The following is a 12,441-nucleotide window of genomic DNA, read 5'->3' on the forward strand; positions in this document are numbered from 1 at the left end:
TGTGCGGGGACATGCGCAGCAAGTCGCGGCGCGGCGAGCCATCGTGCAGCTGCAAGCCGCGGCGAGAAGGGCGCGAAGGACGTGGTCCTCGCGCCCCTCTCTCGGGACATGTTTTGAGAGACATGTCTTCGGCGCGGCGAGCGGCGCGCTGGGTCAGCGCTTCTCGGGCTCGACGCGGGTGAAGTCGGGCTCGTCGCCGCTCTCGGCGCGGGTCTGCTCGCGCCGCTCCTCGCCGCCTTCGCTGCCGGTCACGCCGCCGGCGCTGCCCTGCGTCAGCTGGGCGCGGTACTCGTGGAAGGAGGTGCGGGCGCGTTCGATGGCGTCGCGGATCGACTCGAGGGTGGCGTCGGTGGCGGTACGGATCTGCTGCTCGAGCTTCTCGATCCGGGGCTCCATCTGCTGCTCCCAGCGGTCGCGGGCCTCCTTGCCGGCGAGGTTGAGTCGGACGCGGATCTCGTCGCGGAGCGTCCGTAGCTCCTGCATGCTGTTCTCCAGGGTATTTCTCAGGGAGGTCATCGCAGTCTCCTTGGCGCCGGTGGTTCGGCGCGGCCGCGGTGGTTATGCTGCGCCTCGCATGCAGCGCAACCGAACTGGACCACAGCGACGGAGGGCGACGTGCGCGCCCGCGGTCTGACCCGCCGGACCTGGCTCGCCGGGGCATCGGCGCTGATCGCGTGCCGGCCGGGCGGGGGCAAGACCGCAGCGACCTGTCCTCCGGACCAGGCCGGTGGTCTGCTGGTCGTCCGCAACGGCACGATCTGGACCGGCGATCCGGCCGAGCCGAACACCCGGGCGATCGCGGCCGTCGGCGGGCGGGTGATCGCTCGCGGGGCCGCGGCCGAGTCGCTGGCGCGCGACTGTCCCCGAGGACAGGTCCTCGATCTGGCCGGCGGCAGCGCGGTGCCCGGCCTCACCGACGCCCACGCCCACCTGGTCGGGCTCGGCTCGGCGCTGGTCGAGGTCGACCTCCGCGGGGCGCGATCGGTCGAGGAGGTGGTCGACCGCGTGCGCCGCGGCGCCCCGCCGGACGGCTGGATCACCGGCCGCGGCTGGGATCAGAACCTGTGGCCGGGCGCGGCGATGCCGACCCACGATCCGCTGACGACCGCGTTCCCCGAGCGACCGGTGTGGCTGCGTCGGGTCGACGGCCACGCCGGCTGGGCCAACGCGGCAGCGCTGCGCGCGGGCGACATCACCGCGGCGACGGAGGTGCCGACAGGCGGGGAGATCTTGCTGCGCGAGGGGCCATCGGGGCGCGAGCCGACGGGGGTGCTGGTCGACGCGGCGATGGACCTGATGCCGGTGCTGCCGCCGCCGGGGCCGGAGCTGCGCCGGCGGCTGCTGCTGGCCCAGGACTACGCGCTGGCCCGCGGGCTGGTGGGGGTGCACGAGATGGGCGTGGGCCGCCACGTGGACGCGCTGCTGCGCGAGCTGGCGGCCGAGGGCCTGCTCAAGCTGCGCCTGGTCGGCTACGCCGACGAGTCGTGGTTCCGCCGGGGAGATGGCCTTCCGGACCTGGCCGATCGGCCAGCCATGGACGACCGCTACGCGCTGCAGGGGGTCAAGATCTACGTCGACGGGGCGCTCGGCAGCCGCGGGGCGGCGCTGCTGCAGCCCTACAGCGACCGGCCGGGCCACACCGGGATGTTCCAGCACGCGCCGGGCGAGCTGGCCGCGGTGGTGACGCGGGCGCTGGCGCACCAGTATCAGGTGGCGGCGCACGCGATCGGCGACGCGGCCATCCGCGCGGTGCTCGAGGCGCTCGCGGGCGCACGGCCGCCGGCCGATCACCGCCTGCGGGTCGAGCACGCGCAGATCGTGGACCTCGCCGACATCCCGCGCTTCGCCGAGCTCGGGGCGATCGCCAGCATGCAGCCGACCCACGCGACCAGCGACATGCCGTGGGCCGAGCAGCGCATCGGCGCCCAGCGCCTGGCTGGGGCGTACGCGTGGCGCCGCTTCCTCGACGCGAAGGTGACGCTGGCGTTCGGCTCCGACTTCCCGGTCGAGGAGGTCGAGCCGACGTTCGGCCTCTATTCTGCGATCACCCGCCAGGACGCCGCCGGCAACCCGCCCGGCGGCTGGCTGCCCGACCAGCGCCTGACCCTCGCCGAGGCGCTGGCGGCGTTCACCCGCGGGGCCGCGTACGCGAGCCGACGCGAGCGCTGGGCCGGGACGCTGGCCGCGGGGATGCTCGCCGACGTGACCTGCTTCGAGGGCGACATCACGAAGATGCAACCGCTCGAGCTGCGCACCGCGAAGGTGCGCGCGACGATCGTCGGCGGGGAGGTCGTCGCGCCGAAGTGAGGGCGGGCCGCGGAGAGCTTTTGTCCGGGCGTCGACGATGCGACAGGCGGCCCGCGTCGAGCGAGACGCTCGCGGCGATCGTGCGCCTGCGAGTGATCAGCGGGGAAACCGAAGCAGCATCTCACGCAGGCGCTTCAGGGTCTTCTCAGAGGCGAGACATTCGCAGGGCGACAGCCCGGAGAGCGCTGGATTTCGCTGCCCGATCCACCCCAGGGCCGCGTCTCCTACGCTCGCGAGGATGACGTTCGCCAGGGCTTCGTCGCCGCCGAGCTGTCGCTTGAGCGCTTCACCCGCGGCATGCAGGGCCGTTTGCCCGCGAAACAGCGCGGCGAACCGCTCCCAGGCCTCATCACCCGAGTCGATGTCTTCCAGCTCCGTCATCTCCGCGAGGTCCTGATCGGGTGGGTGTGCCTTCAAACATGCCTTTATGGCAATGTTCTTGAGGGCATGTTCGTGAGGACATGCTTTCTAGGGCATGTCCTGGAGAGCATGCTCTTTTCGCGACTTCAGCCGCCGACCATGGCGCGCCAGGCGGGGTCGTCGGCGAGGGGGGCGAAGCGGGGGTCGAAGCGCATGCGGTCGGTCATCAGCTCGGGGGAAGGGGCGCGGCGGAGGGCGCGGGCGGCGAACTCGAGGGCGGCGTCGCGGTTGCCGGCGACGGCCTCGAGGGCAGCGCGCTCGTACTCGATGTCGAGGTCGGAGCGGCGGGCCGCCGGCAACAGCTCGGCCAGCGCGGCGGCGGCGGCCAGGTCGACGCGGGCCCGCTGCTCCTGGCGCAGGGCGCTCCAGGCCCGCCCGCGCTCGAACAGCAGCCTGACCTTGAGGACATGTCCGTCGACGTCCGCGGTGGCCGGGCGGAACTCGCCGAGGTCCGACAGCGCGGTGGTCAGCGCGCGCTCGATCAGCGGGTCGCCGTGGTGGGGGACGACGTCGGCCATCGCGTCCCAGAACAGGCGGAAGTAGCCGGGGCCGAAGGCGGCGCGCACCAGCGGGGCGATCGTCTGCCGGCGCGCGCGCATGAGGCCGAGCAGGACGGCGCGGGCGAGCGGGACCTCGAGCAGGCCGGGGCGCAGGGCCGCGCTCGCCTCGTGCCAGCGGCCGAGCTCGGACAGGGCCAGGGCGCGCCAGATCGCCAGCTGCGGGTCGTCGTCGGGGACCCGCTTCAGCTCGGCCAGCGCCGCCTCGGCCTCGCCCTGGACCAGCAGGCGGGCGGCGAAGGCGACGGGGGTCTCGTCGCTCGCGGCGCCGATGCGAGCGCCGCGGAGGGTCAGCGCGCGCAGCCTGGCCGAGCTCCACAGGCCGGTCGCGGTGCCGAAGCTGCTGGGCATGACGACCAGCTCGTAGCGGCCCGGGGGCGGCTGCGCGTCGGCGCCGAGCCGCACGCGGCGCTCGTGGCGGACGCCGTCGACCACGGCGCTGCAGGCGGCCTGGCCGAGCTCGGGCAGGAGCTCGAAGGCGAGGTGGAGGTGGCTGGGGCGGGCCGGATCTTCACCTGGCTCTTGGGTCAGGATGTGCTCGTCCTGGCCGCCGATCTCGCAGGAGTGTCGGCGGCGGAACAGGCCGCCGCCGCCGATGACGTCGATGCGGGCGGCCGTCAGGAGGTTCGGGCTGCCGATCGGGCGCACGCCGACGACGAGGCCGGAGCCCCACTCGCCGCGCTCGAGCACGAGGTCGACGTGGAGGGCGAGCGGGCCGGTCGACCACTCGAAGGGGAGGCGCGCGATCGGGCCGCGGCCGGCGAAGGCGTCGATCTGGAGGTGCTCGCCGACGAGGTCCTGGTGGGCCGCGGTCGGGTCGTCGATCTGCCACGGGGCCGGCAGCGGCTGGTCGAAGCGCAGGGCGACGACGTCGACGTCCTCGACGATCGCCGTCAGCTGGGCCACGCGGTCGCGCACGTGGGCCGCCTCGGCGCGCGGCAGGTCGTTGCGCTCGGCGAGCACCCGCGAGACCCGCAGGGCGTCGGCGAACCGGCCGGCCTGCTCGTAGGCGCGGGCCGCCCCCAGCAGGGCGCCGGTCTGCTCGCCGAGCTGCTCGAAGCGCTCGGCGGCGGCCAGGTGGTCACCGGCGGCCTCGTGCAGGCCGGCGGCGCGCAGGCGGGCGGCGGCGCGCGGCTCGTCGGGCAGGAGGCCGGCGAGGTCGTCGAGGGCGCGAGCTGCCTCGGAGGACAGGTCGAGCGCTGCCAGCTGCTCGGCCCGCTGCCACGCGCGGGCCAGCAGCGGGTCGGTCAGGGCGGGCGGCGGCGCCGACTCGGGCGCGTGCGGGACCCGCAGCACCGGCGTCGCCTCGGCGCCGGCGCCGAGCAGCCAGGTGTCCTGGCCGCTGGCCTGACCGGTGGTGCGGGCGATCAGCTCGGTGGCGGGGTCATCGTCGACCTCGACCAGAGCGATGGGCTCGAGGCCGGCCAGGATCGCCGCGGCGAAGCTGCCGTCGCTGCGCTGGCGGTGGATCACGCCGAAGCCCGGCTGCAGCTCGGGGTCGTGGGCGGCGACGACGATGTCGTCGAGGCCGTCGCCGTCGATGTCGCCGATCTGCAGCCGGTGCAGGTCGACCGGCGCGGCCGCGCCGGCGCGCCGCGGAGCCGGCAAGAAGCGCGCTGTCTCGAGCTCGCGGCCGACCAGGCGCAGCAGGTAGATGCCGGCCGGGGGCCCGGCGGGGGCGCTGGCGGGGAAGGCGATCTTGCTCGGGTAGCCGTCGGTCTTGGCGGCGACGAGGAGGAGCTCGCCGTCGGCGGCGCGGAGGGTGGCGAGGCCGACGACCGCGCCGAGCTTGCGGCGGGCCACCAGCTCGAGCGCGCGGCCCTTGCCCGGCCGCAGCACGCGGACGTCGAAGGCGCGCCACGGGCCGGCGGCGATCGCCAGCTCCTCGGCGCCGTCGCGGTCGAGGTCGGCGGCGACCACCGCGGTGATGTCGGAGTTGGTGGCGTCGGTCTCGGGGTGCGGATGGTCGATGCGCCATGTCCCATCGGACAGTGGCCGAAAGGACAGGAGAAGCCGGCCGTAGGGGCCGGTGCCGAGGTAGACCTCGCGCTCGCCGTCGCGGTCGAGGTCGGCGACGGCGGCGGACAGCGGCTCGTCGGCGGTGACGCTGACCAGCTCGGCCAGGCGCTCGGGCCCGGCGGCAGACAGCGAGACGCGGCGGTGCGCGGCGGACCAGGTGACGAGCAGCGGCGGCTTGCCTGGCCCGAGGGACAGGGGGTGCAGGCGCGGGGCGAACCGGCTCGGCAGGGCGTAGCTGCGGACGACCGGCAGCTTGGGGGTCGGGCGGACGACGTCGAGGCGGCCGGGCGCGGGGCTGTCGACGTGGAGGTAGAGCTCGCGCGGCGCGGCGCCGGGCGCGGTGAGGGTGCCGGCGCCGAGGACGTCGTGGCCGAGCGGGGCGGCGCCGGTCCAGGCGGCGGCCAGCGGCGCGAGGTCGACGAGCGTGGGATCGTCGGGGTCGCGGACGCGGGCGGCGGCGAGCGCCGCGAAGTCGTGGCGGGCGAACGCAGCCTCCGCGCACTGGCCCGACCACGGGCTCTTCGGCGCCGAGCCGGCCAGCAGGTCGCACAGGGTGCCGAGCTGGTCCCACGACCACTGCTCGTGGAACAGGCGCACGAAGTCGCCGAGGATCGATCTCTCGGCGGCGGGGTCGAGCGCGGCCGCGTAGGCGCGGGCGTAGGCGGCGCGGGCGGCGGGGATGTCGTCGCGGGCGCGCATGCGGTCGCCCCAGCCGCGCAGGGCGTCGGCGAGGGCGCGGGTGGTGCGGTGCTCGGGCACCGCGACGAAGGCGTCGAGCACCGCGGCGGCGTCGGCCTGACGGCCGGCGTGGAGGAACTCGTCGATGCTCTCCTCGGCGGCGCGCAGCCGCCCGGCGGCCAGCGCCTCGGCCTGCGCGCGGGCCTCACGGTCGCGCCATGAGCTGACCCAAAGGACAGATATAACCGCGGCCGTGAGCGCGGCGGCGGCGACGGTCGCGACGGCGACGACGCGGCGGCGGCGGCCGTGGTCGCGGGCCAGCTCGGCGGCCAGGACGTCGAGGCCGGGCCAGCGCGCGCCGGGGTCGTGGGCCAGGCCGCGCAGCACCAGCCGCTGCAGCCAGGCCGGCACCGGTCGCTCGAGGCGCGGCGCCAGCTGGCCGCGCACCACCGCCTGCGCGACCTCGTCGGCGGTCTCGCCGGCGAACGGCCGCTCGCCGTGCAGCGCCTCGTAGAGCGCCACGCACAAACTGAACTGGTCCGACAGCGCGTCGGCCGGGCGGCCGCGGAACTGCTCGGGCGACATGTACGCCGGCGTCCCGAGCAGGATGCCCGAGGCGGTGCGGGTCGCGTGCGCCCGCGCCAGCGGGACCTCGTCGGTGTGCTCGTCGTCGTCCTCGTCGCCGAAGCGGACCAGGCCGAAGTCGACCACGCGGACCCGGCCGTCGTCGCCGACGAGGATGTTGTCGGGCTTGACGTCGCGGTGGACCAGGCCCGCCGCGTGCGCGGCCGCCAGCCCGCGGGCCGCCTGGGCGAACACCGCCGCGACGTCGCGCCAGCTCCGACGCTGCTCCGAGAGCCATGTCCGAAGGGTCATCCCCGTGACGAACTCCATGGCGACGAACACCTCGTCGCCGTGGAAGCCGACCTCGTGGATCTGGACCACGTTGGGGTGCGACAGCTTGGCCAGCGCCTGCGCCTCGCGCAGCAGCCGATCCTGCCAGCGCGTGCTCGGCTCGCCGTCGCGGGCCTTCAGCAGCTTGACCGCGACCTTGCGGTCGAGCTGCGGGTCGTAGGCGGCGTAGACCACCCCCATCGACCCGGCGCCGAGGCGTCGGAGCAGCGCGAACCGACCGATCCGTCGCGGCTCGACGACCGGCTCATCGTCCTCGGCCTCGCCGCCGGGACGGTCGTTGGGTGTCCGAAGGGACATACGGGCCAGCAGGGCGACACGGACGCCCGGCGGAGAACAAGCTCAGGACTTGATATCGGTCGTGACGTCGAGGTACGCGATCGCGCGCACAAACTCGAGCAAACGGCTGCGAGTCTTCGGCGCGGCGTGGTGGAAGCGTACGCCCATGCCCGGCTTGTCGGGGGCGACCTGGCCGGTCGTGTTCCACACGACCTCGCCCGTCAGCTCGAGCCGCTGCGGCGCGCCCTCGCCGGCCCCGGCGCGCGGCGTGAAGCCGAGCTGCAGCACGGTGCCGACCGGCAGCGGCTTGTCGGTCGAGATGAAGATGCCCATCGACGAGATGTCGGTGATGTGGGCGAACAGAAAGGTGTCCCCCGAGGTGCAGTCGACCTCGAAGTGAACCGGGAGGCGGGGCTCCGCGCGGCGATTGGCAGGAGAGTCGGCGGTCACGAGGTGTCACGCCCCGAGGGCGGTGTCAGCGAGGGTACGGAAGGGCGAGCGGTACGGAAGAACGAGCGGGCCGCGAGGCCGGGGGCGCTGCGGCGCTAGAGATTGCACTGGATCAGCATGGCGGTGATGTTGTCGGTGCCGCCGGCGCGGTTGGCCTGCTCGATGAGCTCGGCGACCGCGTTCTCGAGGGTGCTGGCCTCGCGCACGATCTTGTAGATCGTCTTGTCGTCGACCATGCCCGACAGGCCGTCGGAGCAGAGGACGAACTGGTCGCCGTCGTTCACCTGGTGCTTGGTGATGTCGACCTGGACCGTGTCGCGCATGCCCAGCGCGCGCGTGATGACGTTCTTGTGCGGGAAGTTGCGCGCCTCTTCCTCGCTCATGTCGGGCCGCGCGTCCTTGTAGTCCTCGAGCAGCGAGTGGTCGCGGGTCAGCTGCTTGATCTCCGAGTTGATCCGGTAGCAGCGCGAGTCACCGACGTGGGAGATGTAGACGTGGTCGCCGACGAACATGCAGCCGACGATGGTGGTGCCCATGCCGCGCAGGTTCGGGTTCTTCTGCGCGGCGTCGTAGATGCGCGCGTTGGCCAGCCTTATCGCGGCGACCATGCGGTTCTCCGGGTAGGACAGGTTCGGGTCGTATCGGTACGGCCACGTCGCGTCCATGTCCTTGGAGTGCATGTAGAACTCGCTGATGACGTCGCCCGAGAGCTTGCTCGCGACTTCGCCGCACGCGTGCCCGCCCATGCCGTCGGCGACCAAGAACACCTTCTCGTCTTCGATCAGCGAGAAGTAATCCTCGTTGTGGGCGCGCTTCATGCCCACATCGGTCTTGGCAGCGTAACGAAGTCGCACGGTGGGCTTTATCCTAGCGGACCGGCGCAAGGGCGGAAAGGCCGGCGACCGGGCGCGCGGAGGGCGCTCCGGCCCGCGTACGCGAGCCAGGCCGTGCCGCGGCGAGGGGTGCTAGGGTGCCCGAGCGATGCCCACGGCCCAGATCCTCACCATCGGCGACGAATTGCTGTCTGGAGACACGGTCAACACCAACCTGGCCCATCTCGGGGAACGCTGTCGACGCCTCGGTTTCGAGGTCGTCCGGGCGGTTTCGGTCCGCGACCGGATCCCCGAGATCGTGGCCGCCGTGGCCGACGTCGCGGTCGATCTCTGCCTCGTGTCCGGCGGCCTCGGCCCCACGTCGGACGACCTCACCGCCGAGGCCGTCGCGCTCGCCGCCGGCGTCCCGCTGGTCCGCGACGCCGCCTCCGAGGCCGCCATCGCGGCCGTGTTCGCCGGTTTCGGCCGCCCCATGCCCGACATCAACCGGAAGCAGGCCGACCTGCCGGCGGGCTGCGACGTGTTGCCGAACCCGGTCGGCACCGCCCCGGGCTTCGCCGTCGGTCTGCCGCGCGGCGCGTACGTCGTCTGCATGCCCGGGGTCCCGCGCGAGATGAAGAAGATGATGGCCGAGCAGGTCGAGCCGCGGCTGCGCCGGCGGTTCGCGCTGCCGGACATCCCGCGCCGCGTCTATCGCCTGATCGGTCGCGGCGAATCGGCGGTGGCCGTCGAGGTCGAGCCGATCCTGGCCGCGGCGCGGGCCCGCTCGCCAGGGCTCGCGGCCCTCTACCTGCACTACCGGGCCGCGACGCCGCAGGTGCTCCTGATCCTCGAGGGCCTGGCCGGCGAAGGCGGAGCGCGGGCCACCGAAGAGGAACTGCGCAGCTTCGACGCCCCGTTCCAGGCGGCCCTCCGCAGCTCGCTCTACGGCATCGGCGAGGCCGAGCTCGAGGCGCGGGTGCTGGCCGCCTGTCGCCAGGCAGGCCTCACCCTGGCTACCGCCGAGTCCTGTACCGGAGGACAGGTGGCCGCCCGCCTCACCGCCGTCGCCGGCGCCTCCGACGTGTTCTTCGGCGGCGTCGTGGCCTACGCCAACAGCGTGAAGACGCAGGTCCTGGGGGTGAGCGAGGACAGTCTCGCGACCCATGGCGCAGTGTCCGAGCCGGTGGCGCGGGAGATGGCGGAGGGCGCGCGGCGGGCGCTGGCTGCCGATCTGGCGGTGGCCATCACCGGCATCGCCGGCCCCGGCGGCGGCACGCCCGAGAAACCGGTCGGGACGGTCGACTTCGCGGTCGCCGACACCGAGACGTGCACGCACAAGCGAGTGCAATTGTGGGGCGACCGGGCGCTGATCCAGCACACGGCGGGGATCGTGGCCCTCAAGCTGGTGTGGGACCGCCTGGTCGCCCGCGGCCTGGCCCGCGTCGCCGAACTCGATTGAGATTTTCTACGAACGATCGCCGAACAATTGGCGGCGAAGGAGTCTGCGACTTCACGCCAGGAAGATCTCACAGGCGCCGCCGGCAGCGCCGCGAGCGATCGAACCGGACTGGCGCCAGGTCGGGCGGCGCTCGTCGCGGTCGAGAGAGATAGATGAAGGTGGTGAGCGGGACATGCCCGCGAGCAACCGTCATGCGTGTCAAGGGAGAACGGACCACCTGGCGTGGGTCCGAGCCATCGCGTTGAGGCTCACGAGAAGCTCGCGCATGCAAGCGACGATGGCGGAGCCGGGCGCGGAGGAGGTCGGCGAGGACAGGTGGCGCCGGGATGGGTCGGAGGTCGGCGGGGACAGGTGACGCCGGTGGGTCGGTCGCCCGCGGGAAACAGGTGACGGCGGAAGTGGAGGATGTCCGCGGGGACAGGTGAAGCCGGGGCGGGTCGGCTGTCCTCGAGAGCAGGTGAAGCCGGACGCGGTGGATGTCTGCGAGGACAGGTGACGCCGCGGCGATCAGGGGCAGCGCACCGGGGGGTCGCTCGGGGCCTGGATCCGCGGGAGCGCGGGGTCGTGGTAGGCGAGCGGCGCGAGCGAGACGGGGCCCATCTTCTCGAGCTCGGCGGCCAGGGCCTCGCGCAGCGGCGGGTCGTCCTCGAGGGTGATGGTCGCCAGGCCGCGCTCCTGCAGGCCGGCGAAGGCCCGGTCGCCGCCGGTGGCGAGGAAGTCGCTGGCGAGGACGACGATCTCCTGCGTCGCCGCGAGCGGGACGCCGGCGGCCTCGAGGGTGACGCGGAGGTCGGGGCCGTCACAGGCAGCGACCGCCTCGAGGCCGCCGAGCGAGAAGAAGGCGCCGCCGCCGAGGCTGCCGGCGATCATGGCCGCGAAGTCGCCGGCGGAGAGCTTCACGCGGGCGAACCGGTTGTCGAACGGGAACGACTCGTACAGCGCGCCGTAGCGCAGCGGCCCGGCCGGCAGGTCGGCCCGCAGGCCGCCGCCGTTGATGATCGCGGCGTCGGCGTCGGGCCGGGCCCGCAGCATGAGGTCGACGAACAGGTTGCCGAGCGGGTTCTCGCCCTTGCGGCGGGCGACGAACGGGGCGGCGATGGTCGGGCCGAGCGGGCGCTCGCGCACGAGGTCGGCGGCGGCCAGGGCCGGGGCGACCACCGCGGCCACGGCGGGGTCGGGCGTCAGCGGCTGGCCCTGGGCGTCGCGCGGGTCGCAGACCGCGAGCGGATCGTCGGGGTCGGCGTCGGCGCCCGAACACAGGCGACGTGGCCCATGGACCATGTTCGATACGACATGTCCGGAAGTTCTGTCGATGACGAGGTCGACGCGGCCGTAGGCGGCCCCGAGCGCGTACGACTGGACGACGGCGACGCCGGCGACCCGGTGGGCCATGGCCTGGTGGGTGTGGCCGGCGACGATGACGTCGACCGCGCCCGGCGGGAGGGCGCGGGCGACGGCCATGATCTCGTGGTCGGGCTCGCAGCCGGTCAGGTCGTCGGGGTCGGCGAAGCCGGTGCAGCGGCCGCCGGCGTGGGCGGCGACGACGACGACGGCGGCCCCGCGCGCGCGCAAGGAGGCGGCCTCGGCGGCGATCGAGCCGGCCAGCGGGGCGATCTCGAGGTCGGCGATGTTGGCGGCGATGGTGGTGTGCGGGGTGCCCTCGGTGGTGACGCCGACGATGCCGACCTTGATCCCGGCGCGCTCGATCAAGGTCGAGGGCACGCCGAGGTCGGGCGGCTCGCCGCCCCTGCGCCGCAGGTTGGCCGTGAGGAAGGGGTAGGGCGCCTGGCGGATGCGGGCCTGCAAGGCGCCGCGCGGGTCGGCCTCGCCCTCGCCGAACGGGAGCGCGGCGGTCGCTCGCGGGCCGACCGGGCCGAAGTCGAACTCGTGGTTGCCGATGGCGACGGCGTCGTAGCCGAGCGCGGCGTAGGCGTCGACGACGCTGGCGCCCTCGACGAGGTTCGACTCGAGGGTGCCCTGGAACATGTCGCCGGCGTCGACGAGGACGACGCCGCCGCCGTCGGCCGCGCGCTCGCGCCGGAGGGCGTCGAGGTGGGCGGCCAGCAGCGGCAGGGCGCGCAGGTGGCCGTGGAGGTCGCTGGTGCCGACGATCGAGAGGACGACGCGGTCCGTGGGCGGCGGCTCCTCGGCGTGCGAGCGGCAGGCGCCGACGAGCAGGAGCAGGAGCGCGGCGAGGATTGAGAGCCGGGGCACTTCCGTGGTCCCCGTCCTGGACGCCGATTCGCGCGATCGCGAGGAAGGATGGGCGGTCGCCATGCGGCCGTCGCGGGTTGGTTCGCTCGGTGGCGAGGAAGGGTGGGCGGTTGCAGTGCAGCCGTCGTGATGGGGTCCGCGAGGCGGCGAGGAAGGGTGGGCGGTTGCAGTGCAGCCGTCGTGATGGGGTCCGCGAGGCGGCGAGGAAGGGTGGGGGGTCGCCATGCAGCCGTCGCAATTGGGTGCGCGCTGTCGTGGGGCTTCGCTGGCAGATGCGAGCGCCTCCCCGAGGCACACGTGGCGAGCCGATGCGGCCGGCGATGATGCGCGG

At 74.0% G+C, this 12,441-nt stretch carries 8 protein-coding genes; 2 read left to right on the forward strand and 6 right to left on the reverse strand.

What is annotated here, in order from left to right:
• Positions 1-153 precede the first annotated feature (153 nt).
• Positions 154-516, reverse strand: coding sequence for a hypothetical protein (locus O0S08_RS08000; RefSeq protein ID WP_269038434.1), 363 nt, complete (start codon positions 514-516; stop codon positions 154-156).
• Between the two features lie 99 nt (positions 517-615).
• Between O0S08_RS08000 and O0S08_RS08005 the strand changes: the two genes are divergently transcribed.
• Positions 616-2,307 (forward strand): amidohydrolase, encoded by a 1,692-nt coding sequence (locus tag O0S08_RS08005; protein ID WP_269038435.1) that lies wholly within the window; start codon positions 616-618, stop codon positions 2,305-2,307.
• A gap of 96 nt (positions 2,308-2,403) precedes the next feature.
• On the opposite strand, the gene O0S08_RS08010 is transcribed toward O0S08_RS08005, so the two are convergent.
• The 4 genes from O0S08_RS08010 to O0S08_RS08025 form a co-directional block, all read right to left on the reverse strand.
• A complete protein-coding gene (locus tag O0S08_RS08010; protein ID WP_269038436.1) occupies positions 2,404-2,688 on the reverse strand; it encodes a hypothetical protein in 285 nt (94 codons plus the stop codon).
• 125 nt (positions 2,689-2,813) lie between these two features.
• The gene (locus O0S08_RS08015) at positions 2,814-7,193 is read right to left on the reverse strand and encodes a protein kinase domain-containing protein (RefSeq protein ID WP_269038437.1); all 4,380 of its coding nucleotides are present in this window, start codon (positions 7,191-7,193) and stop codon (positions 2,814-2,816) included.
• Positions 7,194-7,235: 42 nt separating this feature from the next.
• Entirely contained in the window at positions 7,236-7,622 is a 387-nt protein-coding gene (locus O0S08_RS08020) for a TIGR02266 family protein (protein WP_269038438.1), read from the reverse strand.
• 95 nt (positions 7,623-7,717) lie between these two features.
• On the reverse strand, positions 7,718-8,476 hold the full coding sequence (locus O0S08_RS08025; RefSeq protein WP_096330958.1) for a Stp1/IreP family PP2C-type Ser/Thr phosphatase: 759 nt from the start codon (positions 8,474-8,476) through the stop codon (positions 7,718-7,720).
• Between the two features lie 127 nt (positions 8,477-8,603).
• On the opposite strand from O0S08_RS08025, the gene O0S08_RS08030 reads away from it, so the two are divergent.
• Positions 8,604-9,896 (forward strand): CinA family nicotinamide mononucleotide deamidase-related protein, encoded by a 1,293-nt coding sequence (locus O0S08_RS08030; RefSeq protein ID WP_269038439.1) that lies wholly within the window; start codon positions 8,604-8,606, stop codon positions 9,894-9,896.
• A 507-nt stretch (positions 9,897-10,403) separates the two neighbouring features.
• Here O0S08_RS08030 and O0S08_RS08035 read toward each other — a convergent pair.
• Entirely contained in the window at positions 10,404-12,110 is a 1,707-nt protein-coding gene (locus O0S08_RS08035; RefSeq protein WP_269038440.1) for a bifunctional metallophosphatase/5'-nucleotidase, read from the reverse strand.
• Between the last annotated feature and the right edge of the window lie 331 nt (positions 12,111-12,441).

It is taken from the genome of Nannocystis punicea (assembly GCF_026965555.1).
Taxonomy (GTDB): domain Bacteria; phylum Myxococcota_A; class Polyangia; order Nannocystales; family Nannocystaceae; genus Nannocystis; species Nannocystis punicea.